Genomic DNA, 23,400 nt, shown 5'->3' on the forward strand with positions numbered 1-23,400 from the left:
AACTGCGCGAAGTCCGCGAGCCGCGTGAGGCTCGTGAACCGCGCGAGGCACGCGAAGCACGCGAGCCGCGCGAGCCGCGCGAGGCACGCGAGGCACGCGAACCGCGTGAAGCGCGCGACCGCAACGCGGAACGCGCAGCGCGTCCGGAAGCAACCGAACGTCCGGAACGCCGCGAGCGTCCGGATCGTGGCGAACGCGCCGAGCGTGGCGACCGCGCTGAACGAACCGAGCGCGCGGAACGCGGCGAGCGTCGCAAGCCGCAACCGGAAGCCGCCGTCGAGGCGCTGACGCAAGGCGAAACGGTGCCGTCGGAAATCGTCGAAGCGGCGCAAGCCAATGCGGACGCGCAAGTGGCCGGCATCGATGCGGCATCCGACGCGGCGGCCGCACGTGACGGCGAAGAGCGTCGTCGCCGTCGCCGTGGGCGTCGTGGCGGTCGTCGCGAGCGCGAAGAAGACGGCATGACGGTGAATCACGCGGCGGACGTCGCCGAAGCAGAAGGCGCAGCAGAGAGCACTTCGGCGCAAGCCGGCGTGTTTGATGCGGAAGCCGCGCAGGAAGCGGCTGCACGTCGCGAACCCCGCCCGGCCGCGCCGCAACCGGTGGAAGCGTCGGTGCAGCAACCGGCCGCTCAGCCGCTCGAAGCGAAGCCGCAAGAGCAAGCGCCCGCCGCTGCGGAGGAAGCGCCGGTCGCCAAGACTGTTGAGGCCGAGCCTTTCGAACTGAAGGCGCAAACGCCCGAACCGACGAACTTCGATCTCTTCGCCAAGCCCGCTCCGGCACCGGAGGTCGAGAATCCGTTCGGTCCGGAGCCGAAGGTCGCCGAGACGAAATTGGCCGATCCGTTCGCACCCGCGTCCGCGCCGGTCGCATCCGAAGGGCCGAAGCCCGTGGAAACGGCGCCGACGCCCGTCGAGCCGGTCGCGGCCGAGCCTGCCGAAGTCGCCGAGCCGGTGAAGACCGCCGCTGTCGCATCGACGCCCGAAGCGACGGCCGTCGAGCCAGTGAAGCCGGTCGAGATCGCGCAAGCGCAGACGCAAGCGCCGGTCTTCGCGCCGGAGCCTGTCGCAGTCGTCGACGAGCCGGTGAAAGTCGCTGCGCCCGCCGCGCCTGCAACGTCGACGCCGATCGCCGTCGACACCCTTCAGCCGATGCTGGAGCGTGCGGGCCTCGTCTGGGTGAACACCGACGAAGGCAAGCTGCGCGAAGCCAATGCCGCCGCCGCACGCGAGCCGGCTGCGGTGCGCGTGCCGCGCGAACGCAAGGCACTTCCGCCGGCCGACACCGCGCCCATGCAGCAAGTGGAAACCAGCAAGCAGGCCCACTAAGCGCGCGCGTCCCGTTCACTCCGGTGAACGGGCAAAAGCCAGAAACGCCATCGATCCCCGATCGATGGCGTTTTTTTGCGTCGTAAAACGGCTGAACCGAGGGAAAACCGCGACTCCGTGGCAGTGCGTCCCGATGTCCCGCTTCCGTTAGAATGGAACGATCCAACCATTATTCGAACAAGGCCGAAGCGGCCGAGCCGAGCCCCGAGTCATCATGCCCCGACGCATCATTCCTCTCGCCGATGTCAGCGCGATCCCGGATTTCTCCGGCGCCGCGACATCGCCGTCCGGGCTGCTCACGGACACGCTCGCGCGCCCATTGCGGGATTTGCGCATTTCCGTGACAGATCGCTGCAACTTTCGCTGCGTGTACTGCATGCCACGCGAAGTGTTCGATAAGGATTACCAGTTTCTCCCGCACGCCGCCCTGCTCTCGTTCGAGGAAATCGAGCGCCTCGCGCGCGTATTCGTCGCGCATGGCGTGGAAAAGATTCGCCTTACGGGCGGCGAGCCGCTTCTGCGCAAGAACATCGAATTCCTGATCGAGCGGCTCGCGCTGTTGCGCACGCCGGAAGGCCGCCCGCTCGATCTGACGCTCACGACGAACGGCTCGCTCCTCGCGCGCAAGGCGAAGTCGCTGAAGGACGCGGGTTTGTCGCGCGTCACAGTGAGCCTCGATGCGCTCGACGACGCCCTCTTTCGCCGCATGAACGATGCCGATTTCGCGGTCGCCGACGTGCTGAACGGCATCGAGACGGCGCAAGCCGCCGGGCTCGCTCCGATCAAGGTGAACATGGTCGTGAAGCGCGGCACGAACGATCAGGAAATCGTCCCGATGGCGCGCCATTTCAAAGGCAGCGGCGCGGTTCTGCGTTTCATCGAATATATGGATGTCGGCGCGTCGAACGGCTGGAACATGAGCGAAGTGCTGCCTTCGGTGCAAGTGGTCGAACGCATCGACGCGCACTTTCCGCTGGAACCGCTCGAAGCCCACACGGCCGCGGAAACGGCGCAGCGCTGGGGCTATCGCGACGGCAGCGGTGAAATCGGCGTGATTTCGAGCGTCACACGCGCGTTTTGCGACTCGTGCACGCGTGCCCGGCTCTCGACGGAAGGCAAGCTGTATCTGTGTCTCTTCGCGGTTTCCGGCCACGACCTGCGCGGACTGATCCGCAGCGGCGCGGGCGACGACGAAGTCGCCACAGCCATCGCGCGAATCTGGGAGGCGCGCGGCGACCGGTATTCGCAATTGCGCGGCAGCGCATCGGCGCCATCTCGCGACGATGCACGTCGCGTCGAGATGTCGTACATCGGCGGCTGAGCGCGGCGGATCGTTCGTGCTGAGCGCTCATTCATCGTCCAGCGTCACGGCGCTCGTGCTCGCGGGCGGACGCGGCTCGCGCATGGGCGGCATCGACAAGGGCATGCAGCCGTTTCGCGGTGAGCCGCTCGCGTTGCACGTGATGCGGCGCATCGCGCCTCAGGCGGGCGCGCTTCTGATCAGCGCAAATCGTTCCATCGAAGACTACGCGCGCCTCGGCGCGGCATTCGGCGCGCGCGTTGTCGCGGACGCGCGCGCGGATTTCCCCGGGCCGCTCGCCGGCATCGCCGCTGCGTTGCGCGTTGCGAGCACCGAATTCGTTCTGACCGCGCCTTGCGACGCCCCTTTCGTCGACGAACACATCGGCGCCGCGTTGATGCAAGCACTCGACGCGCACGGCGGCGACGTTGCATACGCAGCAACAATCGACGCGTCGGGCGAAGTCATGGCCCACCCCGTTTTCGCGTTGCTGCGTACATCGCTCGCCGACGACCTGGACGCCTGGCTGGACGCGGGCGAGCGCAAGGTGCGCGCGTGGTACGCGCGCCACAAGGCGGTGGAAGTCCAATTTCACGACGAACGCGCGTTTTACAATATCAACGATTTACAGCAGCTCGCCGATCTGGAACGCCGCTGACTCGTTCAACCGGCTGCCCGCTCACATCGCCATTGCGGGCGCTCAACCACCGCGCGGCCACGTGCTGCTTCGCCGGATTCCGGCCGCGATCCACGCCGATTCATGACCACGTCCAAGGATTTTTCCGCCTGCGTCGCCCACTACGATCCGAATGCGCTGCCCGTTGAAGCCGCGCAGGAAATCGTGCGTCAGTGGGCCATGCCGCGCATGCGGGACGCGCAGATCGAGCGCGTGAGCCTGTTCGACGCGCTCGGCCGCGTGCTCGCCGAGGATGTGATCTCGCCCATCGACGTCCCCGCTTACGACAATTCCGCGATGGACGGCTACGCGTTCGCCGGCGATGTGCTCTCGCGCGGTGGCGATACGGTCGGCTTGTCCGTCGCGGGCACGGCGCTCGCCGGGCGGCCGTTCGAAGGCGCGCCGGGCGCGGATCAATGCGTGCGGATCATGACGGGCGCGCTCATCCCGGCCGGCTGCGACACGGTCGTGCCGCAGGAGTTCGTCACGCGCGAAGGCGACGCGATCCGCTTTTCGCCGGCGACGATCCGTGCCGGCCAGAATCGCCGCCTCTCCGGCGAGGATCTCGCGAAAGGCAAGCCGGCGCTGCTCGCGGGTCGCGTCGTGCGGGCATCGGATCTCGGTTTGCTCGCGTCGCTCGGTATCGGCGAAGTGTCGGTTCGCAGGCGGCTCACCGTCGCCTTCTTTTCGACGGGCGACGAATTGCGTTCGGTCGGCGAAACGCTGAACCCTGGCAGCCTTTACGACAGTAATCGCTACACGCTCTTCGCAATGCTCAAGCGGCTCGGCGTCGAAACCGTCGATCTGGGTATCGTGCGCGACGATCGCGCCTCGCTCGAAAAGGCGCTGCGTCATGCGACCGAAAGCGCCGATGTCGTCATCAGTTCGGGCGGCGTGTCGGTTGGCGATGCGGACTTCACGCGCGCGCTGATGAATTCGCTCGGCGACGTCGCCTTCTGGAAGATCGCGATGCGCCCCGGCCGCCCGCTGGCATTCGGCCGGCTGTGGTCGGGCGAGCGCCCGGGCACGGGCGAGTCGGCGCTCTTCTTCGGGTTGCCGGGGAACCCGGTCGCCGTAATGGCGACGTTCTACTTCATCGTGCGCGAGGCGCTTCTGGCGATGTCGGGCGCGATGCGCCAGCCGCTCACCGTCATCCGCGCGCGCGCCGCCGAGCCGATGAAAAAGCGCGCGGGCCGCACCGAGTTCCAGCGCGGAATCGCGACGCGCGACGACGACGGGCGCTTTCGCGTCGTCACCACCGGTCCGCAGGGTTCCGGCGTGCTGAGTTCGATGAGCGAAGCGAACTGCTTCATCGTGCTCGAACACGCGCGCGGCGACGTCGAAGCGGGCGACGAAGTCGAAATCGTGCCGTTCGACGGCCTGATCTGATCCGGCGCCGCCGCCAGCCGGTACAAACATTCCTACATCGATAGACGGGGCTTTCCTTCCATGAAAAAGCAGATTTCATTCATCGCACCGGGACAGACCGCCAAGGCGCTGATCCTCGTGTACCTGACTTTCAGCGTGCCCATTGTGCTGCTCGGCGTCGTGGTCGCGTTCGTGCGATACGGCTCGGTGGAAGTGAGCACCGTCACGAGCGCGCTGCTCCTGAACGCGATTCTCGGTTTCATCCTGCTGTGGATCGCGTGCCACGCGTACAACTGGGTGGCCTCGCGTTTCGGCGGCATCGAGATCGTGCTCTCCGACGCGCCGGAGGAAGCGTGAGCGCCCCGATCATCCGCGCGGCCTCGCCCGCCGACGTCGCCGCGATCTTCGGCCTGATGTACGAGCTGGCCGAGTTCGAGAAGCTCACGCATCTGTTCATCGCGACGGAGCAAGGCGTGCATGACGCGCTCTTCGGCGCACGACCGGCCGCTGAAGCGCTCGTCGCGGAAGTCGAAGGCGAAATCGTCAGCTATGCGCTCTTCTTCCAGAACTTCTCGACCTTCCTCGGCAAGCGCGGCCTGTATCTCGAAGACCTCTACGTGCGTCCTTCGATGCGCGGCAGCGGCCTCGGGACGCTGATGCTGAAAAAGCTCGCCGCGCTCGCGGTCGAGCGCCAGTGCGGCCGCTTCGAATGGTCGGTGCTGGACTGGAATCAGAACGCCATCGATTTCTACGAAAAGATGGGCGCGACCGTGCTGCCCGACTGGCGCATCGTGCGCGTGACGGGCGAGCCGCTCGAACGCCTCGCGTCCTGAATCGCGTCCTGCATCACGGCTCGTCGTCGCCTTCGGGCGATGACGGATCGCCGAACGCCTCGCCCAACAACCCCGCCGCCTGTTCGCCGGGCAACGCCTCGACATCCCGAAGGCGCTTGCCCATCTGCCGCGTGCGCGTCTGCGCCGCTTCGATCGAGCGCGTCACCGTTTCGAGCTGCGACTTTGTTCGCGCCAGCACTTCGCCGAACTTGCCGAACTCAGTCTTCACCGCGCCGAGCACCTGCCACACTTCGCTGGAACGCTTCTCGATGGCCAGCGTGCGGAAGCCCATCTGCAGGCTGTTGAGGAGCGCGGTCAGCGTCGTGGGTCCCGCGACGGTCACGCGAAAATCGCGCTGCAACGAATCGCTCAGGCCAGGACGGCGCAAGACTTCCGCGTAGAGACCTTCGGTCGGCAGGAAGAGCAATGCGAAGTCCGTCGTGTGCGGCGGCGCAACGTACTTCTGCGCGATCGATTTCGCCTCCGCGCGCAAGCGCCCTTCCAGCGCGCGCGACGCGTCCTCGACACCGGCCGGGTCCGCGCGTTCCTGCGCATCGATCAGACGCTCGTAGTCCTCGCGCGGAAATTTCGCGTCGATGGGCAGCCACACGGGCGTAGCCACGTCGCCCGGCGCACCCGGCGCGTCGTGCCGGCCAGGCAGCCTGATCGCGAACTCGACGCGTTCGTTGCTCTTCGGAACCGTCGCGACGTTCTTCGCGTACTGATCGGGCGTGAGCAACTGTTCCAGCAGCGCTTCGAGCTGCACTTCGCCCCAGATGCCGCGCGTCTTGACGTTGGTCAGTACCTTCTTCAGATCGCCGACACCCGCCGCGAGCGTCTGCATCTCGCCGAGTCCCCGATGCACCTGCTCCAGCCTGTCGGAGACGAGCTTGAACGACTCGCCGAGCCGTTGCTCCAGCGTCGCGTGCAACTTTTCGTCGACGGTGCGGCGCATCTCGTCGAGCTTCGTCGCGTTGTTCGCCTCGATGTCCTTCAGGCGCGCTTCGAGCGTCGCGCGCACTTCGCCGAGCCGCCGCTCGTTCGCTTCGGAAAGCTGCGCGAGATGCAGCGACATGGAATCGGCGAAGCGCTTCAACGCGTTGCCCTGATCCTCGCGCGCCTGCTGGCTTTGCTGTGCGAGCTGCTGCGCAAGCGCGTCGAATTGCGCGTTCTGCACGTTCGACGTGCTCGCCAGTTGCGTCGAAAGCGTCTGATGGAATTGCGCGAAGCCGCTTTGCGATTCCATGCGCGAGACGCGCGCGCTCTCCGCGATATCGCCACGCAAGCCGCGTTCGAGCCGTTCCTGCGCGCGCGCGTGTGCCTCGCCCATGTCGTTGACGCGATCGGTGAGCGCTTCGAACTCGTCGAAGATGACCGCGTTCGAATTGCGCCGCATCGTCATGACGAGCGCGACGAGCGAGACCACCAGCGCGATCGCCAGCACGGCGATCGCGCCAACCAGCAGTTCCATCATTTCTTCAGTACGTCCGGATTGATCGGGTTCGGCGGATTGCCTGCGCGCGGCCCTTCGCCCAGCGCGGCGATGAGATTGTCGGCCGCGAGATTGGCCATCGCGCGGCGCGTGCCTTCGGTCGCGCTCGCGATATGCGGCGTCAGCACGACGTTGTCGAGCAGCAGGAAATCCGGGTTGAAATTCGGCTCGCCCTCGAACACGTCGATGCCCGCCGCCGCGATGCGCTTGTCGCGCAACGCCGCGATCAACGCCGCATCGTCGACGATGCCGCCGCGCGCGATATTCGTCAGCGTCGCCGTCGGCTTCATCAGCGCGAGTTCGGCCGCGCCGATCGTATGATGGCTTTCCTTCGAGTAAGGCACGACGAGCACGACATGATCCGCGCGCTTGAGCAGATCTTCCTTCGACGCGTACTCGGCATTCAGCTCGCGCTCGATTTCCGGCGCGACGCGCGAACGGTTGTGATACATCACGCGCATGTTGAAGCCGGCCGCGCGCCGCGCCAGCGCCTGCCCGATGCGCCCCATGCCGATCACGCCGAGCGTCGAGCCGTAGACATCGGTGCCGAGGAACGAGTCGAACGACCACTTCTGCCACTTGCCCGCGCGCAGAAAGTGCTCGGATTCGGTGACGCGACGCGCCGCCGCCATCATCAGCGCCCAGCCGAAATCGGCCGTGGTTTCGTTCAGCACGTTGGGCGTGTTGGCGCCGAGCACCTTGTGCGCGTCGAACGCCTGCATGTCGAAGTTGTTGTAGCCGACCGCCATGTTCGCAACGACCTTCAGATTCGGCGCGCCCGAAAGCTCTTTCTCGCCGACCATCTCGCCCGCCGTGAACGCGCCGTCCTTGTCGGCGAGACGCCGCGCGAACTCTTCCTGCGGGAGCACGTCGCCGAGATTCACATCGACATCGAAATGCTGCTTCAGTCGCTCGATCACGTCGGGAAAAGTGGGACGCGCTACCAGCACTTTCTTCTTCATCGGTTGCTCCTAGAAAAATAGCCAGCCCAGAACGGCGAAAAGCGGCAAGAGAATCGCGCCCGACCACGCCATGAAACCGAAGAAACTCGGCATGCGTACGCCGCGCGATTCGGCGATCGCCTTCACCATGAAATTCGGCGCATTGCCGATATACGTGTTCGCGCCCATGAAGACCGCGCCCGCGGAGATGGCGGCGAGCGTCGTGGCGTCGCTGGTCATGAGCGTGCGTGCGTCGCCGCCCGCGAGATTGAAGAAGACGAGGTAGGTCGGTGCGTTGTCGAGAAACGACGACAGAAGACCGGTCGCCCAGAAATAGGCGATGTCGACGGGCTTGCCCTGCGCATCCGACACCGCGTGCACGATGCCCGCGAACGCGCCCGATTCACCCGCGCGCAGGATCGTGATGACCGGCGCGATGGTGATGAAGATCGCCGCGAAGAGCTTCGCGACTTCCTCGATGGGCGCCCAGTCGAACGCGTTCCCCGCGCGCGCGCTTTTCGGCGTGAGCGCGAGCGATGCGAGCAGCACGGCGACGAGCAGCACGTCGCGCACGAGATTCTGCAACTGGACATGCGTGCCGAAGATGTCGAACGTGATGCCGGGTTTCCAGATGCCGCTCATCAGCACGAGCACGACGATCGCCGCGAGCAGCGCGAAATTGATCTTGCCGTCGATGCCGAGCGGAGGCGTATCCGGCGTCGGGTCGAGAAACGCGGGCCGCGCGTCGTGCCTGCGCCAGTAGAAACTGTCCAGCACGAAGAACACCGCGAGGAGCACGGCGCAGACGAAGAGCATCGGCAGCGCGAGATGCACGGTAGTCCAGAAGAAGCCGACGCCGTTGAGAAAGCCGAGAAAAAGCGGCGGATCGCCGAGCGGCGTGAGCGAGCCGCCTGCGTTCGCGACGAGAAAGATGAAGAACACGACGACATGCACGACGTGCTTGCGATTGTCGTTCGCGCGCAAAAGCGGACGGATCAGCAGCATGGCCGCGCCCGTCGTGCCCATGACGCTCGCGAGCGCGGTGCCGAGCGCGAGCAGTCCGGTATTGAGATGAGCCGAGCCGTGCAGGTTGCCGCGCACGCAAATGCCGCCCGCGACCGTATACAGCGCTGCGAGCAGAATGATGAACGGCACGTACTCTTCGAGCATCGCGTGGACGAGCACGCTGCCCGCCGTGCCGACACCGAACGCAAGCCCGAACGGCGCGAGGAACGCGATCGCCCACCCCGCCGCGATCTTGCCGAAATGGTGATGCCAAACCTTCGGCGCGACGAGCGGAAACACCGCGATGGAAAGCAGGATGCCGACGAACGGTATGCCCCATGTGGCCGGGAGCGTCGCGCCGTCGGGCGTCGCAGCAGCGGCCGGCGCCGCGATCAGCGCCAGCATCGCGCAAGGCACGTACAAAACCAGACGCCGCATTGACTCACGCTCCGCGCACGACGATCACATGCACGCGATACGGCCCATGCGCGCCGAGCACGATGGTCTGTTCGATATCGCCGGTGCGCGACGGACCCGACACGAAGTTCACCGCGCGCGGCAACTCGCCGCGCTCGGCGCGCATCAACGCGAATGCATCTTCATGCGCGGCGACGATGCGCGACGCCGGCACGATCGCGATATGCGTCTGCGGCAAGAGCGCGCCGGATGCGGGCGTCTGCGCGCCCGAGAGCAGCACGAGCGAACCGGTTTCAGCCGTCGCGCAGAAGCAGCCGGTGATGCCGACGAGATCTTCATCGGCAGGCTTGCGAAACGCCGCCCGAATGCCCGCTTCGGACCAGCGCAGATGAGCAAGCGCGGGCCACGCGACGACATCGACGGGAAGGTTCAGCGATTGGAGATAGCGCACGGCTTCGGCGGGCGCATCGTCGATCGATTCGACTTCGGCGACGGTCGTGGAAAGACGCTCCGCTTCGAGCGTGAAGCGCGCGATGAGCTCGTCACGCGTCTGAGGCAACGGAGGACGCGGACCCGCCGGATGTCGCTCGACATACTCGTCTGCGCCAGCGCGCTCGGCATCCGTAGCCGTGCCGCGACGGCCCTGCGCGCTGCGAATGCGCGCGAGAATATTGCGGCGCGCGTCCGATGTATCCATGGTGCCGTCCTCGTGTTGGCGTGCTTGAGATTCGTGCGCGCCGCGATGATTTACGACGCGTCCGAATTATAGCGAGCGGCATACACGCACGAACCTCGGCCGAACGGCATAGGCCGAATGGACGAATGCGCGTCGCTCAGTCGTCGCCGACCGGCTGCTCGATGCCGAAGACCTGACGCAGATAGGCGAGATACGCCTTGTCGTCGCACATGTTTTTGCCGGGCGAATCGGAGAGTTTCGCGACCGGCTGACCGTTGCATCGAACCATCTTGATGACGATCTGCAGCGGCTGATAGCCGAGATCGTTGGTGAGATTCGTGCCGACGCCGAACGCGAGCTGGCAACGTCCGCGAAAACGCTCGTACAACTGCAGCACCTTCGGGATATCGAGCGCGTCGGAGAACACCAGCACTTTGGTGCGCGGGTCGCAGCGGTTTTCTTCGTAATGCCGGATGAGGCGCTCGCCCCAATCGAAGGGATCGCCCGAATCGTGGCGCGCGCCGTCGAACAGCTTGCAAAAGTACATGTCGAAGTCGCGCAGAAACGCCTTCATGCCGTAGACGTCCGACAGCGCGATGCCGAGGTCGCCGCGATATTCCTTCGCCCACATCTCGAAGCCGAAGATCTGCGAGTCGCGCAGACGCGGGCCGAGCGCCTGACACGCCTGCAAGTACTCATGCGCCATCGTGCCGAGCGGCCGCAAGCCGTGCTTCATCGCATAGAAGCAGTTGCTCGTGCCGGCGAACTGCGCGCCGAGCTTGTCCTTCAGCGTGAGCACGACTTCCTCGTGCCACTGCCCCGAAAAACGGCGGCGCGTGCCGTAATCGGCGATCTTGCAGTCCGAATATTCGGGTGGCGTGGCAAGCAGCTTGATCTTGTCGCGCAGGCGCTCGCGGCCGGTTTCATACTCGGGCTTGCGCTGCGTGTTGCGGAAATAGACTTCGTTGACGATCGCGAGCACCGGAATCTCGAAGAGAATCGTGTGCAGCCACGGCCCTTCGATCTCGATGTCGATCTCGCCGTTCTTCTTGGGCGACGGCGAAATGCGGATCGACTTTTCATTCAGATGGAAGAGCGCGAGGAAATCGATGAAGTCGCTCTTGATGAAGCGCATGCGCCGCAGATAATCCAGTTCCTCTTCCTTGAAGCGCAGATTGCAAAGCTGGCGCACTTCGTCGCGAATTTCATCGATATACGGCACGAGATCGACATTCGGCGTGCGGCAGCGGAAGCGATATTCGACATGCGCCGCGGGGAAGTGATGCAGCACGACCTGCATCATCGTGAACTTGTAGAGGTCGGTATCGAGCAGCGAATTGATGATCATGGTTCTGACGGGAACATCCACGCGAATGGACCGCGCGCTTTGCCTGCTTGCCAGCGCGCAGCCCGAGGCCTTTAGGGTCATGTTACCCGAATGTCCGCGCGGACATGATCCGCGCCCTGCCCTTTTGCGACGCCGCGCATACATACATCACGAATCGATATAAAGAGCGCTTCGCGCGCCGCGCGCCCACTTTTACCGTTACGCTACAATATGCGTTTCGGCAAGCGCACCTTCCGGCCCATGCAGCCGCCAGGGCGCCGCCCCCACGAATTCCGCATGCAGGAGCCTGAATGACTCACGTTGTGACCGAAAGCTGCATCAAGTGCAAGTACACCGATTGCGTGGACGTGTGCCCGGTGGATTGCTTCCGCGAAGGTCCCAACTTTCTCGCGATCGATCCCGACGAGTGCATCGACTGCGCCGTGTGCGTCGCCGAGTGCCCGGTGAACGCTATCTACGCCGAAGAAGATGTGCCTGGCGACCAGCAGCACTTCACCGAACTGAACGCTGAACTCGCGCGTAACTGGCCGAGCATCACGAAGACGAAAGGCTCGCTTCCGGAAGCGGACGAGTTCAAGGACGTCAAGGAAAAGCTGAGTCTGCTCGAGCGTTGATTGTTGCGCTCGCCGACGCACGCGCTTCATTTGATTGCAAAAAATGCGTATCAAATGAAGATTGAGCGTTGACACGCCAAAAGCAGCCCCCTATAATTCCGCTTCTCTGCTGTAGATGTTCCCCGATAGCTCAGTCGGTAGAGCGCCGGACTGTTAATCCGTAGGTCCCTGGTTCGAGCCCAGGTCGGGGAGCCAAAAACTCCAGCAAGTCGGTTTCAAAAGAGCTCGGTCAGTTGGCTGAGTTTTTATTTCAGTTGTAGATGTTTCAGTTGTTCCCCGATAGCTCAGTCGGTAGAGCGCCGGACTGTTAATCCGTAGGTCCCTGGTTCGAGCCCAGGTCGGGGAGCCAAAAGCTTCTGTCAAAAAGCCCAGTCGCATGACTGGGCTTTTTGCTTTGTGCGCTGACTTCATCGCTTCACGCAAGCCACACGACGGTCAGCGAACGCACGCCCTGCGCGCCGCGAATCAGCACGCCTTCGATATCCGCCGTCGCCGACGGCCCCGTCACGAGTACCGCATAGCGCGCCGATTTGAAATCGTCGCGTCGATACACCTGCTGCAAGCCCTCGACGAGTTGCGCCGGGTCGAGCAGCACGACGAGATGCTGCGACAGATAGCCGATCGCGTTCACGACGTACTCTTCTTCGCTGAACCACACCGAGCCCGTTTCAGCCACGCCGAAGCGCCCTCGCACGATGCCCACATCGACATCCTGAAGCGATGCCGGCACGGTATCGGATGAAAGCGGCCGCGTGCCGTCGACGCCCGGAACCGCCGATGCAATCACCTTCGCATCGGCAAAGCGTGCCGCGATCAGCGCGTTCACGTCTTCGAGAGTGGCCGCTTCGACGCATGTGCCGCCCATCGCGGTGAGCGCGGTCGTAAAGCGCGCCTTCAGTTCGCCTTCCGGCGACGGGAACACGGGCACGTCCGGGCGCGGACGCGATGCGGGCTGCGCCGCGCGGATCTTCGAGAGAAAAGCTTCGCGAGTCGTCATTTATCGAGCTTCCGGTTTTTCCTGTACCACTCGTGAAAAGTCTCGGCGGGCGCTTCGGGCAGATCGCGGCCGCGTCCCCAGATATTGAGCGGGTTGTAGAGCACGAAGTTGGGCAGGCGCTTCAACGCGCCGCCGAGCGATGCGACCGTCGCACGATAGAGCGTCGGGCTCGCGAGCAGGCGCCCCGCCATCTTCAGCACTTCCTGCTTCACGAACGGCACTTCGTGCTTCTCGGCGATGACCTCGCGCCACTTGTAGATCTGCTCGTGAATGTTCACCTTCACGGGACACACGTTCGTGCAACTGCCGTTCATCGTCGACGCGAACGGCAGCGCGCTATAGCGCTTCAAATCGTGCGTCGGATTGATGATCGCGCCGATCGGACCGGAGTACGTCCCGCCATACGAAAGCCCGCCGCTTCTGCGATACACCGGACACGTATTCATGCACGCGCCGCAGCGGATGCACTTGAGCGAGTACCAGAAATCGTCCATCGCGAGGCGTTCTGAGCGGCCGTTATCGACGAGGATGAAGTGCATCTCCGTGCCCGGACGCGGCGCGCGAAAATGCGACGTGTACTGCGTGATCGGCGAGCCGAGCGCGCTTCTCGACAACATTCGAACGAACACGCCGAGATCGCTGATCGTCGGAATGATCTTTTCGATGCCGATCGACGCGATATGCAGCGGCGGCACGTTCGCCGAAAGATCCGCGTTGCCCTCGTTCGTGCACACGACGACCGTGCCCGTCTCCGCGACCGCGAAGTTGCAGCCCGTCATGCCCGCCGTCTTCTCGCGCACGAAATACGGCCGCGTGTTCATGCGCTGGCTTTCCGCGAGATAGTGGATGTCGCTGTTCCGCGGATCAGTGCCGATCGTCTTGCCGAACAGTTCGGCCACGTCCGCGCGCAGCTTGTGCACGGCCGGCACGACCATATGGCTCGGATCCTGATGATCGAGTTGCTGGATGCGCTCGCCGAGATCGGTTTCCATCACCGTGATGCCGCGCGGTTCGAGATAGTCGCGCATGTAGCACTCGTCGGTGAGCATCGACTTGCTCTTCACGAGCGACGTCATGCCGCGCTCGCTCATCAGCTTGAAGACGAGCGCGTTGTGCTCCTCGGCGTTCGCCGCGAAATGCACGACGACGCCGTTTTTCTCGGCCTCATCGACGAACTGCGCGATGTAATCGGCGAGATTGGACAGCGTGTGTTCCTTGATCGCCGATGCGAGATTGCGCATCGTCTCCCATTCGGGGATGCCGTGCGCCTGCGCGTCGCGCTTGCTGCGCAAGTCCCACAGACGCTTGTCGTGGAACGCAACGTGATCCGGCTTCTGCAGGAACGCGCCCGCCGCCTTCGCGTGATCGATCCGAACGCTTTTGCTCATGCGCGCGCCCCGTTTAGAACCTGCGCGATGTGGATGAACTTCGCATCGGCTTTCATGCGCTCGGCGCAGCCTTGCTGATGCATGAGACACGACATGTCGCCCGACACGATGTACTCCGCGCCCGCGCCGACGTGATCGCGCACCTTGTCCTGACCCATCCGCACGGAGACGGCCTCTTCCGTCACCGAGAACGTGCCGCCGAATCCGCAGCATTCGTCGGGACGCGCGGGCGCGACGAACTCGATACCCCTCACGCGTTCGAGCAGCGTGCGCGGCTTCGAATACGGCGTTCCGGCCACTTCCGAATTCGACGTTTCGCGCAGATGCCGCACCGCGCTGCAACTGTTGTGCAGCCCGACCTTGTGCGGAAATTCGGCCCACGGAAACTCGCGCACCTTCAGCACGTCGTGCAGGAATTCGACGAGCTCGAACGTATTGCGTCGCACCTTCTGCACGGCGCTCGTCTGCTCGATCGCGGTGAAATGCTCGCGTACGTGATGCGTGCAACTCGCCGATGGCCCGACGACATAGTCGTAGTCGGCGAAATTGCGCGCGAACACGCGCTCGGCGCCGGCAGCCTCCTTGTGTGCGCCGCTATTGGCCATCGGCTGGCCGCAACAGGTCTGATCCTGCGGATAGTCGACGTCCACGCCCAGCCGTTCGAGCAGTTCGAGCGTGGCGATGCCGACTTGCGGATAAAAAGCGTCGATGAAACAGGGGACGAACAAGGCGACTTTCATGACGGGTTCGGCGATTTGGTAAGCTTGGTCTGACCAAGACTTTAATGAGATGCCTCTTTCGTGTCAAACTCGGGCATTCCCCGGCTTTCACCTCGCATTCACGCCGAACGATGACTTTCCAGCCCGTCCATGCGCATTCCTACGCCCGCGTGCGTCTCTCCGATGTCGTGTCGGGACAGATCCGGGAATTGATTTCGAACGGCACGCTGCTGCCGGGCCAGCGCCTGCCCGCCGAGCGCGATCTGGCGGAGCAGTTGAACGTGTCGCGTCCGTCGCTGCGGGAGGCGTTGATCCGTCTGGAGTCGGACGGATTCATCCGCGCGGCCGGGCGCGGCGGTTTTGTCGTATCGGATGTGACCGCGCCGCTCGTGTCGCATCCGCTCGCCGCCCTGCTCGAGCAACAGCCGAACGCGAGCGCCGACGTTCTCGAACTTCGCCACGGCCTCGAAACGCTCTCGACCGCCTACGCCGCCGAGCGCGCCACCGACGACGATCTGGCGCGCATCGCCGCTGCCTTCGACGCGCTGCAAAACGCCGTCGCCGAAAAAAGCACGCGCATCGCGGAGAGAGACGCGGCGTTCCATCTCGCCATCGCGGACGCGACGCACAACGTCGCGCTCACGCACGTCATGCACGGACTCAATGAACTGGTGCGCGAATCGATGCTCACGTCGCACCGTCTCGTCGATTACGACGACGAAGTCGAAGCGAACCTGATGACGCAGCATCGCGCGATCTTCGATGCGATCGTAGCGCGCGATCCGGCGCGGGCGCGGGAGTGCGCGGGCGCGCATCTCGATTACGTGCGCACGCTGTATCGCGATGTTCCCGCGAAGAAAAACCGCGCGGCCTGATCCAATCACATTACGAATCTGTAAGCCGCAAGAAAGTGATGATAGGACGTCGCCTACACGCATTTCGGACACGCACGGCTAACGCGGGCGGCGCATCCTCGCGATACTGAAACCGTCGAAAACAACATGCGAAGGAGGACAACATGCCTTATCTACTCGGATGGCTGCTCGGCGTGCCGGTCATCGTGCTGGTGATTCTGTATCTGATCTTTCATTGACCGCATGCGGGCACGAGATGCATCGAAGAGCCAAGGGCGTCGATACAATACGACGCCCTTTCTCTTTTCCGAAGGATGACGATGAACCGCTCCGTCCTCGCGCTCGCCGCATCGCTCGCACTTTTCTCCGGCGCCGGACTCGCGCACGCGGAGGAAATCGCGAGCGTCAACACCAACTTCCGCTTCACCGGATCGGACCGCGTGACCGTCGATGCGTACGACGATCCGCTCGTCCAGGGCGTCACCTGCTATGTGTCCCGCGCGCGCACGGGCGGCGTGAAAGGCACGCTGGGCATCGCCGAAGATCCGACCGAAGCGTCGATCGCGTGCCGCCAGGTCGGGCCGATCAAGATCGCCGAACCGCTCAAGCAGAAAACCGACGTGTTCTCGGCCGGCATGTCCTTCATCTTCAAGACGCTGCATGTGGTGCGCGTCGTCGATACGAAACGCAATACGCTCGTCTATCTGACTTACAGCGACCGCATCGCGACCGGCAGCCCGAAAAACAGCGTGACGGCGGTTCCGATGCCCGAGGGCACGACCATACCGGTGAAGTGACACGCAACTGTCCGGCCGGGCGCGAAGCAAAGTTGTAAACTGGGCGATTCCGCTTATCTCAGAATTGCTCGATCATGCACGCCGACCGTTTCCGCAATGCCGCACGCTACTGGCGCTCGCCGCTCGTGCCGGACGCGGACATGGTCACGGCCGAATACTACGATCACGAATTCTCGCCGCACTGGCATGACGCCTATACGGTGCCCGTGATCGAGGCCGGCGCGGAGTGCTTCGACTATCGCGGCGCGCATCACGTCGCCGAAGCCGGTTCGGTGCCGGTGATCAATCCCGGCGAAGTGCATACCGGCGCGCGGGCCGTCGATGCGGGCTGGCGCTATCGCGTGTTCTATCTGCCGGTGCCGTTCGTCGAAACTCTCGCGCGCGACCTGTCGGGGCGGCCGGAATCGTCGCCGTGGTTTCCGGATGAAATCATCCGCGATCCCGATCTCGCGCGGCGTTTGCAGATCGCGCATCGCCTGCTGGAAAACGGCGCCGACCCGCTCGCCGCGGAACTGGCGCTCGTCGATGCAGTGACGACGCTGCTCGGACGCCACGCGCTCGAACGTCCGCGCATCGCGCCGCTCGCCGCCGACGCGCACCGCGTCACGACGATGAAATCCCGCCTCGCCGAGGATCTCCTCGAACCCGTCACGCTCGCCGAACTCGCGCAGACGGTCGGTCTCTCGAGCTTCCACGCGGCGCGCCTCTTCACGCGCGAAACCGGTCTTGCGCCGCATGCGTGGCGCAATCAGCTGCGGATCGTGCGCGCGCTGCCGGCGTTGCGCGCGGGCGCATCCGTGACGGATGTCGCGGCGGCGAGCGGTTTCACGGATCAGAGTCACTTCACGCGCCATTTCAAGCGCACGTTCGGCGTGCCGCCCGGCCGCTGGCGTTAGGCGGTCCGGCCTCGGGAAAGCGCAAGAACGTACAAGCATTCTCATCGACGTTTTGCGTATCCTCGCTTCCATAGGAGGAAATCTTGAAAGCAACACCTTTGCGCGAATTCGCCGCCGGCGCACGCGACACCATCCCGATGATGATCGGCGCCGCGCCCTTCGGCGTGATCTTCGGCACGCTCGTCACCGCAAGTCCGCTCACGCTCTGGCACGGCCAGTTGATGTCGCTCGTCGTGTTCGCGGGCTCGGCGCAGTTCATCGCGGTCGGCCTGATCGCGTCGCACGCGAGCTTCGCCGTCATTCTGGCGACGACGCTCGTCGTCAATCTGCGTCATGTGCTCTATTCCGCGACGCTCGCGCCGTATGTCGCGCATCTGCCGCGCCGCTGGCGCTGGGCGCTCGCGGGCATGCTCACCGACGAAGTTTTCGCCGTCGCCTACGCGCACTATCAGAAGCGCGCGCCGGACGAGATCGGGCCGCACTACTTCTTCGGCTCCGGCGTCGCGATGTATCTGAACTGGCAGTTGTGGACGCTCCTCGGCCTCCTGTTCGGCGCCGCGTTTCCCGGACTGAAATCGCTCGGGCTCGACTTCGCGATGGTCGCGACGTTCATCGCGATCATCGTGCCGCAGCTCGTCGCCGTGCGTTTCGTCGCGGCGGCGCTCGCATCGGGCGTGCTGTCGTTCGCGTGGCAAGGCTGGCCGTACAAGCTCGGCCTGCTCGCGGCGGTGTTCGTCGGCGTGGCCGTCGGCATGGTGCTCACGCTGATGGCAAACCGTCCGCAAGCGAAGGGCCACGCGAAACATCGTCTGAAGAACGCGAAGGAGCGCACGCAATGAACTACGTCACGCTGATCTTCGGCATGGCGGCCGTTACGTTTGCGATCCGCGCCGCCGTGTTCGTGCTGGGCGAACGCCTGCCCTTTCCGCCGATCGTCCGCACCGCGCTTTCGTTCGTGCCGGTGACGGTGCTCACCGCGATCATCGTGCCGATGACCGTCTCGCCGCACGGTAACGGCGCGGAAATCACCTGGCGCAATCCGCAGCTCGTGGCTGCGATCGTCGCGATCATCGTTTGCGCGTTCACGAAACGGCCGCTTTTGACGATTGCCGTGTCGCTCGCGGTGTTTTTCGCGTGGCAGTTCGCCGTGCTGCGCTAAACGTTTTCTCTCCATCAGCCGTTAAACGGCTTTCAAAGAGCATCGAAGAATCCTCAAGTTCCCGAAGCGCGCGCCGATAACAGAAACGAATGGACTCCGCCTGAGACGCGGCGCCGACAGCTTTTCCCGCCTTCGGAGATCGAAGGCGGAACCGGGAACCAACATGCGTCAAATCACCTTATCGTTACGCGACGAGACCATCGCTTCGCTGCAGCGCGATTTCGAAGCGTTCACGCGTCTGTCGCTGAAGCTGGATCCGCAATTCGTCACGCCTTCGTTCGAGGACTTCCTGCGCGCGAAGCTCCTGGACAACAACACGCCGCTCACCGAGCAGGCGGTGCAGCGCATGCTCACGCACGGCCAGTACGCGTGGGCGAAGCGCGCGCTCGACAAGGAGTTTCCGGATGTCGTCGAGATCCTGATCCGGCAGGCAGCCGAGCACGGCTTCGCGTTCGCGATCCGCGCGGACTGGACCGCCGAGGATCTCGTCAAGGCGTCGCGCGCGTGGGCGACGGCGATCGTCACCGAAGCGGACGGCGACGTATCGCAAGTCGACATGCTCGCCTCGCAGATCAAATCGGCGGCGGCGGATATTCGCGAAGTCGAGGAAAAGATGCAGACGCCCGCATGGCGTCTCGCCGATTCGCTACGTCAGCGCGTGTATGAAACCAAAATTTCGGTGGAGACGAGCATCGGTTCGACCGCGCGCGAGAAGCTCGGCGAACTGCGCTGCCTGCTGCGGCTCGGCATCTTCTATGGCTCGATCCAGAAGCAGGAAGCGCAGCAAGTGCTGGAATATCTGCGCTCGCTGCGGCCCGAGCTTTTCGTCGAAGAGCCTTACGACGGCTACACACGCTTCGCAGCATGGCTGCGCAGCATCTTCTCGCCGTCGCCGCGCGCGCCGCGTGCATCGCGCGCGCAGCGCTGAGATTCAGGTCAGTCCCACATTCCCTTTAGGCGCGCCGCGATATCGATCTTCGCTTTCGCGGCCGCAGCCAGCCCCGCCGCCGTCGGCGCAGCGGGCGCGATGACGGGCGGCCACGCGGCCGCTTCGAAGTTCTGCATCAGATGCGGCGGAATGAAACGCGTGCGCTGCGCCCATACGTGACGGTCGCCGAGATGCGTCTGGTTGTACACGTAGAAGCGCTGCGGCGTGATGATGTGCAGGTCTTCCTTCGCGCGCGTCATCGCGACGTATAACAGCCGCCGTTCCTCGTCGAGTTCTTCGTCGCTGCCCGTGCCGAGATCGGACGGAATGCAGCCGTCGACGCCGTTCAGCACGAACACGTTGCGCCATTCCTGGCCCTTCGCCGAATGGATCGTCGAGAGAATCAGATAGTCTTCGTCGAGCAGCGGCACGCCGGATTCGTCGCTGGTCGCGTCGGGCGGATCGAGCGTCAGTTCGGTGACAAAGCGCTCGCGCGTGGGATACGTCGCCGCGATGCTTTCCATCTGCAACACGTCGCCGATGCGGATCGCCGCGTCCTCGTGATTGCGTTCCAGATGCGGCTCGTACCAACGCCGGATCATTTCGAACTCGGCGGGCCAGCCGGAGCCGCGGCCGCAGAGCTTCGCCATCAGGCCGACGAAACGCGGCCAGTCCTCCGACGCGCGCGCGGGCGCCTGAAACGCGGCGATCGCATTCGACGCCACCGCGTCCGGCGCGCTCACGCTGTCGAGCAGGCGCCCGGCGATCGCCGGTCCGACGCCCGGCAACAACTGCGCGACGCGAAAGCCCGCGACGCGATCGCGCGGATTCTCGGCCCAGCGCAACACCGCGAGCACGTCCTTGACATGAACGGAATCGAGAAACTTCAGTCCGCCGAACTTCACGAACGGAATGTTCCGGCGCGTCAATTCGATTTCGAGCGCCGCGCTGTGATGCGCGGCACGAAACAGCACCGCCTGCGCCTTGAGCTTCATGCCGCCTTCGCGCGCTTCGAGCACTTTTTCGACGACATAGCGCGCCTGATCGGCTTCATCGGCGACGGCAACGACGCGCGGCTTTTGCGCCGATGCCTTGTCGGTCCACAGATTCTTCGTGTAGCGCTCGGTCGCGAGGCCGATCACCGCGTTCGACGCTTCGAGAATCGGCAAGGTCGAACGATAGTTGCGGTCGAGCGTGACGGTCGCGGCGGGCGGATCGAAGTGGCCGGGAAAATCGAGGATGTTGCGCACAGTCGCGCCGCGAAACGAGTAGATGGATTGGGCATCGTCGCCGACGACGGTAAGGCCGCGCCCGTCCGGTTTCATCGCGAGAAGAATGGATGCCTGCAGACGGTTCGTGTCCTGGTATTCGTCGACGAGAACGTGATCGAAGCGGCTCGCGAGATCGGCGGCAATCGACGGCTCCGCCGCGAGATGCGACCAGTAGAGCAGCAGATCGTCGTAATCGAGCACGCTTTGCGCCTGTTTCGCGCTGACGTACGCGGCGAAGAGGCGCTTCAGGTCCGCTTCCCACTCGCGGCACCACGGATACGACTGATCGAGCACGGTCGCCAGGGACGCGCCGGTGTTGACGACGCGCGAGTAGATCGCGAAGCACGTCGATTTGGCGGGAAAGCGCTTTTCCTTCGACGACAAACCGAGCTCGTGCCGCACGAGGTTCATGAGATCGGCCGAATCCTCGCGATCGTTGATGGTGAACGACGGCGCGAGCCCGACGAGATCGGCGTAATCGCGCAACAGCCGCGCGCCGACGCTATGGAACGTGCCCGACCACGACAAACCCTGCGCGATTGCGCTTCTCGTGCCGAGCGCGTTCATTGCGATGCGCGACACCCGCCGCGTCATTTCGAGCGCCGCGCGGCGCGAAAACGTGAGCAGCAGGATGCGATGCGGATCCGCGCCTTTCACCAGCAGATGCGCGACGCGATGCGCGAGCGTGTTGGTCTTGCCCGATCCCGCGCCCGCGATGACGAGCAGCGGCCCGCCCGCGCGCCCCGGTTCGTCGACGCCGAATTCGACGGCCTGACGCTGCGCCTCGTTGAGCTTCGCGAGATAGTCGGCGACCTGTTTCGTGGTGGATTCGTCGGCGGTGTCGGGGAGCGTGAGCACGGGAGAAAGGCGGCGGGAAATGAGTGACGCACACTGTATATCCATACAACCCGCACGCGCAAGCCTTTGGCTCGACAAGGGTTTTGGCCCCAAATGCAACGAGCCCGGCTCGCACGGAACCGGGCTCGCATCGCTGCAAAAGATTTGCGTCAGTCGGCCTTCTTCGCGTTCTTGAGCTTCGCTTCGGCGGCGGCTTCATTGGCGTCCGATTGCGCCTCGGTCTTTTTCTTGTCGGCCTTGGCTTGCGCGACGGCCGCCTTCTTGTCGGCCTTGCTCTGTTCCTTCGCGGCCTTTTGATCGGCGGCAGTCGGCGTATCCGACGTCGTCTGTGCGAACGATGCCGCGCTCGCGCTCGCGAACGTCCCCGCGATCAGCGCGGCCAGCAGTGCATGAGTTTTTCGATTCATGGTCTTCTCCCTTGTTCGATGCCGCGAGCCGCGCCAAACGCGAGCTCGCGGCGATTCCCGGTTCGCCCGCTTAATGCTGCAAGCCGGTGTCCTTCGGTGCGTTCGGCTCGGTCGCGTTCAATTCGGCCTTGGCGGCGTCCTTGTCCGCCTTGCGATTGATCTTCGCGTTCTTCACCTCTTCCTTGTACTGCGCCTTGGCCTGCTCGGTTTGCGCCTTCAATTCGGCCTTCGACGCCTTCTTCGACGCGCTGTATTCGGCGTTCGCCTTCGCATTGGCATTGCGGCGCTCGACGAGCGGATCGGTCGGCGCGGGCGCGACGAGGTTCTGCGGCGGCGGCGTCATCGGCTGTTGGGCTTGCATCGGCTGCACTTGCGCTTGCGTTTGCGTCTGCACCGGTGCGGACTGGGTCGCGGTTTGCGCATAAGCGCCCGAAGCGGCGAAAGTGGCGATGGCGGAGCCGATCAAAAGGATTCGTGCGCGAGTCATGAGCTAGTCCTCTTTTTAGTTGGCGTCGGCGGCGCTCTTACGACGGTGAAACGAGCGATCCGCGCGACTTTTGTCGATTGGAAAGATGACCGAAGCTGCATCGATCAAATGGTCGGACCGGCGGTCAATCGGGCAAGTTCGCGAAAATCAGTCACTGTTACCGACGGTTTCATCTGGCTACATTTGCCAACGAGCGCGCTTGCGTGGGGATTTCCGGTCCTCGCGATCCCTGAGCACGGCGCATGCCCGGCGTGGTTTATCATTGAGCCCTTCCCGCATTCCCGCCTTGCCCGCCTCATGCCGCCACTCCAATTCACCCTGACGGGCGACTTCATCGAACTCCACAATCTGCTCAAGCTGATGGGCCTCGCGGACAGCGGCGGCTCGGCGAAGGCACGCGTCGCAATGGGCGATGTCACCGTCGACGGCCAGGTGGAACTGCGCAAGACCTGCAAGATCCGCGCGGGTCAGCGAGTGAAGCTCGACGGCCAGACGATTTACGTGCGCGCGCCCGATTAAGCGCGCGGCGATTTGCGCGCACACGCCGCGCAATTGCGAAAATCCGGGCATAAGCAAACGCGTCATCGACATGCCGCACGCGACGCAATAAGCTGACGGTCTGTTCTTTCGTTCTGGTTTCA

Annotated in this window: 26 protein-coding genes and 2 tRNA genes; 16 read left to right on the forward strand and 12 right to left on the reverse strand. The window is 64.2% G+C overall.

The genetic code is table 11. The features are described 5' to 3' along the window. The coding region (locus BG60_RS39625) for a hypothetical protein (RefSeq protein WP_241484873.1) at positions 1 to 476 on the reverse strand (476 nt) is incomplete at its 3' end. Here BG60_RS39625 and BG60_RS20680 point away from each other — a divergent pair. From BG60_RS20680 to BG60_RS20705, 6 genes are all read left to right on the forward strand, one after another. Continuing rightward, complete coding sequence (locus tag BG60_RS20680) at positions 462 to 1,328, forward strand: hypothetical protein (RefSeq protein WP_241484874.1); 867 nt, start codon at positions 462 to 464, stop codon at positions 1,326 to 1,328. The two genes, BG60_RS39625 and BG60_RS20680, sit on opposite strands and share 15 nt — an antisense overlap. A 214-nt stretch (positions 1,329 to 1,542) precedes the next feature. After that, complete coding sequence (gene moaA, locus BG60_RS20685; protein ID WP_008342271.1) at positions 1,543 to 2,649, forward strand: GTP 3',8-cyclase MoaA; 1,107 nt, start codon at positions 1,543 to 1,545, stop codon at positions 2,647 to 2,649. Positions 2,650 to 2,731: 82 nt separating this feature from the next. After that, on the forward strand, positions 2,732 to 3,286 hold the full coding sequence (gene mobA, locus BG60_RS20690) for a molybdenum cofactor guanylyltransferase MobA (protein WP_235366333.1): 555 nt from the start codon (positions 2,732 to 2,734) through the stop codon (positions 3,284 to 3,286). A 102-nt stretch (positions 3,287 to 3,388) separates the two neighbouring features. Continuing rightward, on the forward strand, positions 3,389 to 4,693 hold the full coding sequence (gene moeA, locus BG60_RS20695; protein ID WP_034472640.1) for a molybdopterin molybdotransferase MoeA: 1,305 nt from the start codon (positions 3,389 to 3,391) through the stop codon (positions 4,691 to 4,693). Positions 4,694 to 4,753: 60 nt separating this feature from the next. Next, positions 4,754 to 5,029: a hypothetical protein gene (locus BG60_RS20700; protein WP_008342276.1), complete on the forward strand. Its 276-nt coding sequence runs from the start codon at positions 4,754 to 4,756 to the stop codon at positions 5,027 to 5,029. Positions 5,030 to 5,085: 56 nt separating this feature from the next. Beyond that, complete coding sequence (locus tag BG60_RS20705) at positions 5,086 to 5,505, forward strand: GNAT family N-acetyltransferase (RefSeq protein WP_051078884.1); 420 nt, start codon at positions 5,086 to 5,088, stop codon at positions 5,503 to 5,505. A 13-nt stretch (positions 5,506 to 5,518) separates the two neighbouring features. On the opposite strand, the gene BG60_RS20710 is transcribed toward BG60_RS20705, so the two are convergent. The 5 genes from BG60_RS20710 to pncB all read right to left on the reverse strand — a co-directional run bounded on the left by BG60_RS20710 (position 5,519) and on the right by pncB (position 11,384). After that, on the reverse strand, positions 5,519 to 6,979 hold the full coding sequence (locus tag BG60_RS20710; RefSeq protein ID WP_034472643.1) for a DNA recombination protein RmuC: 1,461 nt from the start codon (positions 6,977 to 6,979) through the stop codon (positions 5,519 to 5,521). Then, complete coding sequence (locus BG60_RS20715; protein ID WP_034472645.1) at positions 6,976 to 7,959, reverse strand: 2-hydroxyacid dehydrogenase; 984 nt, start codon at positions 7,957 to 7,959, stop codon at positions 6,976 to 6,978. The genes BG60_RS20710 and BG60_RS20715 overlap by 4 nt, the downstream gene beginning before the upstream one ends. 9 nt (positions 7,960 to 7,968) lie before the next feature. After that, complete coding sequence (locus BG60_RS20720) at positions 7,969 to 9,381, reverse strand: sodium:proton antiporter (RefSeq protein WP_034472647.1); 1,413 nt, start codon at positions 9,379 to 9,381, stop codon at positions 7,969 to 7,971. A gap of 4 nt (positions 9,382 to 9,385) precedes the next feature. Beyond that, positions 9,386 to 10,057 (reverse strand): LutC/YkgG family protein, encoded by a 672-nt coding sequence (locus BG60_RS20725; RefSeq protein ID WP_034472649.1) that lies wholly within the window; start codon positions 10,055 to 10,057, stop codon positions 9,386 to 9,388. A 136-nt stretch (positions 10,058 to 10,193) separates the two neighbouring features. Then, positions 10,194 to 11,384 carry a nicotinate phosphoribosyltransferase gene (pncB, locus tag BG60_RS20730; RefSeq protein ID WP_008342288.1) on the reverse strand — a complete coding sequence of 397 codons (1,191 nt, stop codon included), beginning with the start codon at positions 11,382 to 11,384 and terminating at the stop codon, positions 10,194 to 10,196. Between the two features lie 290 nt (positions 11,385 to 11,674). Here pncB and fdxA point away from each other — a divergent pair, with 290 nt between their 5' ends. The 3 genes from fdxA (at position 11,675) to BG60_RS20745 (ending at position 12,347) form a co-directional block, all read left to right on the forward strand. Continuing rightward, positions 11,675 to 11,998: a ferredoxin FdxA gene (gene fdxA / locus BG60_RS20735; RefSeq protein ID WP_008342289.1), complete on the forward strand. Its 324-nt coding sequence runs from the start codon at positions 11,675 to 11,677 to the stop codon at positions 11,996 to 11,998. A gap of 119 nt (positions 11,999 to 12,117) precedes the next feature. Continuing rightward, positions 12,118 to 12,193 (forward strand) — tRNA-Asn (locus BG60_RS20740). Between the two features lie 78 nt (positions 12,194 to 12,271). Further along, positions 12,272 to 12,347, forward strand: a tRNA-Asn gene (locus tag BG60_RS20745). A 66-nt stretch (positions 12,348 to 12,413) separates the two neighbouring features. Here BG60_RS20745 and BG60_RS20750 read toward each other — a convergent pair. From BG60_RS20750 to BG60_RS20760, 3 genes are read right to left on the reverse strand one after another with little or no spacing between them, the layout of a single operon-like run. After that, positions 12,414 to 12,995 carry a LutC/YkgG family protein gene (locus tag BG60_RS20750; protein WP_034472651.1) on the reverse strand — a complete coding sequence of 194 codons (582 nt, stop codon included), beginning with the start codon at positions 12,993 to 12,995 and terminating at the stop codon, positions 12,414 to 12,416. Further along, the gene (locus tag BG60_RS20755) at positions 12,992 to 14,383 is read right to left on the reverse strand and encodes a lactate utilization protein B (protein ID WP_034472654.1); all 1,392 of its coding nucleotides are present in this window, start codon (positions 14,381 to 14,383) and stop codon (positions 12,992 to 12,994) included. The genes BG60_RS20750 and BG60_RS20755 overlap by 4 nt, the downstream gene beginning before the upstream one ends. Further along, the gene (locus BG60_RS20760) at positions 14,380 to 15,123 is read right to left on the reverse strand and encodes a (Fe-S)-binding protein (RefSeq protein WP_034472657.1); all 744 of its coding nucleotides are present in this window, start codon (positions 15,121 to 15,123) and stop codon (positions 14,380 to 14,382) included. The genes BG60_RS20755 and BG60_RS20760 overlap by 4 nt, the downstream gene beginning before the upstream one ends. A gap of 110 nt (positions 15,124 to 15,233) precedes the next feature. On the opposite strand from BG60_RS20760, the gene BG60_RS20765 reads away from it, so the two are divergent. The 6 genes from BG60_RS20765 (at position 15,234) to BG60_RS20790 (ending at position 19,736) form a co-directional block, all read left to right on the forward strand. Continuing rightward, a complete protein-coding gene (locus BG60_RS20765) occupies positions 15,234 to 15,977 on the forward strand; it encodes a FadR/GntR family transcriptional regulator (protein ID WP_034472660.1) in 744 nt (247 codons plus the stop codon). Between the two features lie 299 nt (positions 15,978 to 16,276). Next, a complete protein-coding gene (locus BG60_RS20770; protein ID WP_008342297.1) occupies positions 16,277 to 16,753 on the forward strand; it encodes a CreA family protein in 477 nt (158 codons plus the stop codon). A 74-nt stretch (positions 16,754 to 16,827) separates the two neighbouring features. Beyond that, positions 16,828 to 17,649 carry a helix-turn-helix transcriptional regulator gene (locus BG60_RS20775; protein ID WP_034472663.1) on the forward strand — a complete coding sequence of 274 codons (822 nt, stop codon included), beginning with the start codon at positions 16,828 to 16,830 and terminating at the stop codon, positions 17,647 to 17,649. 137 nt (positions 17,650 to 17,786) lie between these two features. Then, on the forward strand, positions 17,787 to 18,488 hold the full coding sequence (locus tag BG60_RS20780; protein WP_239295228.1) for an AzlC family ABC transporter permease: 702 nt from the start codon (positions 17,787 to 17,789) through the stop codon (positions 18,486 to 18,488). Beyond that, complete coding sequence (locus tag BG60_RS20785; RefSeq protein WP_008342300.1) at positions 18,485 to 18,808, forward strand: AzlD domain-containing protein; 324 nt, start codon at positions 18,485 to 18,487, stop codon at positions 18,806 to 18,808. Before BG60_RS20780 ends, BG60_RS20785 begins: the two co-directional genes overlap by 4 nt. A 163-nt stretch (positions 18,809 to 18,971) precedes the next feature. Next, positions 18,972 to 19,736 carry a DUF4088 family protein gene (locus BG60_RS20790; protein WP_008342301.1) on the forward strand — a complete coding sequence of 255 codons (765 nt, stop codon included), beginning with the start codon at positions 18,972 to 18,974 and terminating at the stop codon, positions 19,734 to 19,736. 8 nt (positions 19,737 to 19,744) lie between these two features. Here the strand turns inward: BG60_RS20790 and BG60_RS20795 are convergent, their stop codons facing one another. The 3 genes from BG60_RS20795 to BG60_RS20805 all read right to left on the reverse strand — a co-directional run bounded on the left by BG60_RS20795 (position 19,745) and on the right by BG60_RS20805 (position 22,759). Next, positions 19,745 to 21,865: an ATP-dependent helicase gene (locus BG60_RS20795; RefSeq protein WP_034472669.1), complete on the reverse strand. Its 2,121-nt coding sequence runs from the start codon at positions 21,863 to 21,865 to the stop codon at positions 19,745 to 19,747. A gap of 149 nt (positions 21,866 to 22,014) precedes the next feature. Continuing rightward, positions 22,015 to 22,272, reverse strand: coding sequence for a hypothetical protein (locus tag BG60_RS20800; RefSeq protein ID WP_034472671.1), 258 nt, complete (start codon positions 22,270 to 22,272; stop codon positions 22,015 to 22,017). Between the two features lie 70 nt (positions 22,273 to 22,342). Beyond that, a complete protein-coding gene (locus tag BG60_RS20805) occupies positions 22,343 to 22,759 on the reverse strand; it encodes a hypothetical protein (protein WP_033537095.1) in 417 nt (138 codons plus the stop codon). Between the two features lie 297 nt (positions 22,760 to 23,056). On the opposite strand from BG60_RS20805, the gene BG60_RS20810 reads away from it, so the two are divergent. Further along, positions 23,057 to 23,278, forward strand: a complete 222-nt coding sequence (locus tag BG60_RS20810; RefSeq protein ID WP_008342305.1) for an RNA-binding S4 domain-containing protein — start codon at positions 23,057 to 23,059, stop codon at positions 23,276 to 23,278. Positions 23,279 to 23,400 lie beyond the last annotated feature (122 nt).

This window comes from Caballeronia zhejiangensis, from assembly GCF_000698575.1.
Classification (GTDB): Bacteria; Pseudomonadota; Gammaproteobacteria; order Burkholderiales; family Burkholderiaceae; genus Caballeronia; species Caballeronia zhejiangensis.

What these genes read in the sequence shown, in the direction of transcription:
- BG60_RS20755 (WP_034472654.1), bottom strand. Translation starts at nt 14,383, where the DNA reads ATGAGCAAAAGCGTTCGGATCGATCACGCGAAGGCGGCGGGCGCGTTC.
- BG60_RS20715 (WP_034472645.1), bottom strand. Translation starts at nt 7,959, where the DNA reads ATGAAGAAGAAAGTGCTGGTAGCGCGTCCCACTTTTCCCGACGTGATC.
- BG60_RS20785 (WP_008342300.1), top strand. Translation starts at nt 18,485, where the DNA reads ATGAACTACGTCACGCTGATCTTCGGCATGGCGGCCGTTACGTTTGCG.
- BG60_RS20810 (WP_008342305.1), top strand. Translation starts at nt 23,057, where the DNA reads ATGCCGCCACTCCAATTCACCCTGACGGGCGACTTCATCGAACTCCAC.
- moeA (WP_034472640.1), top strand. Translation starts at nt 3,389, where the DNA reads ATGACCACGTCCAAGGATTTTTCCGCCTGCGTCGCCCACTACGATCCG.
- BG60_RS20760 (WP_034472657.1), bottom strand. Translation starts at nt 15,123, where the DNA reads ATGAAAGTCGCCTTGTTCGTCCCCTGTTTCATCGACGCTTTTTATCCG.
- BG60_RS20750 (WP_034472651.1), bottom strand. Translation starts at nt 12,995, where the DNA reads ATGACGACTCGCGAAGCTTTTCTCTCGAAGATCCGCGCGGCGCAGCCC.
- fdxA (WP_008342289.1), top strand. Translation starts at nt 11,675, where the DNA reads ATGACTCACGTTGTGACCGAAAGCTGCATCAAGTGCAAGTACACCGAT.
- BG60_RS20780 (WP_239295228.1), top strand. Translation starts at nt 17,787, where the DNA reads ATGATGATCGGCGCCGCGCCCTTCGGCGTGATCTTCGGCACGCTCGTC.
- pncB (WP_008342288.1), bottom strand. Translation starts at nt 11,384, where the DNA reads ATGATCATCAATTCGCTGCTCGATACCGACCTCTACAAGTTCACGATG.
- BG60_RS20680 (WP_241484874.1), top strand. Translation starts at nt 462, where the DNA reads ATGACGGTGAATCACGCGGCGGACGTCGCCGAAGCAGAAGGCGCAGCA.
- BG60_RS20790 (WP_008342301.1), top strand. Translation starts at nt 18,972, where the DNA reads ATGCGTCAAATCACCTTATCGTTACGCGACGAGACCATCGCTTCGCTG.
- BG60_RS20765 (WP_034472660.1), top strand. Translation starts at nt 15,234, where the DNA reads ATGACTTTCCAGCCCGTCCATGCGCATTCCTACGCCCGCGTGCGTCTC.
- BG60_RS20805 (WP_033537095.1), bottom strand. Translation starts at nt 22,759, where the DNA reads ATGACTCGCGCACGAATCCTTTTGATCGGCTCCGCCATCGCCACTTTC.
- mobA (WP_235366333.1), top strand. Translation starts at nt 2,732, where the DNA reads ATGGGCGGCATCGACAAGGGCATGCAGCCGTTTCGCGGTGAGCCGCTC.
- BG60_RS20710 (WP_034472643.1), bottom strand. Translation starts at nt 6,979, where the DNA reads ATGATGGAACTGCTGGTTGGCGCGATCGCCGTGCTGGCGATCGCGCTG.
- BG60_RS20800 (WP_034472671.1), bottom strand. Translation starts at nt 22,272, where the DNA reads ATGAATCGAAAAACTCATGCACTGCTGGCCGCGCTGATCGCGGGGACG.
- BG60_RS20705 (WP_051078884.1), top strand. Translation starts at nt 5,086, where the DNA reads ATGTACGAGCTGGCCGAGTTCGAGAAGCTCACGCATCTGTTCATCGCG.
- BG60_RS20725 (WP_034472649.1), bottom strand. Translation starts at nt 10,057, where the DNA reads ATGGATACATCGGACGCGCGCCGCAATATTCTCGCGCGCATTCGCAGC.
- BG60_RS20775 (WP_034472663.1), top strand. Translation starts at nt 16,828, where the DNA reads ATGCACGCCGACCGTTTCCGCAATGCCGCACGCTACTGGCGCTCGCCG.
- BG60_RS20700 (WP_008342276.1), top strand. Translation starts at nt 4,754, where the DNA reads ATGAAAAAGCAGATTTCATTCATCGCACCGGGACAGACCGCCAAGGCG.
- BG60_RS20770 (WP_008342297.1), top strand. Translation starts at nt 16,277, where the DNA reads ATGAACCGCTCCGTCCTCGCGCTCGCCGCATCGCTCGCACTTTTCTCC.
- BG60_RS20720 (WP_034472647.1), bottom strand. Translation starts at nt 9,381, where the DNA reads ATGCGGCGTCTGGTTTTGTACGTGCCTTGCGCGATGCTGGCGCTGATC.
- moaA (WP_008342271.1), top strand. Translation starts at nt 1,543, where the DNA reads ATGCCCCGACGCATCATTCCTCTCGCCGATGTCAGCGCGATCCCGGAT.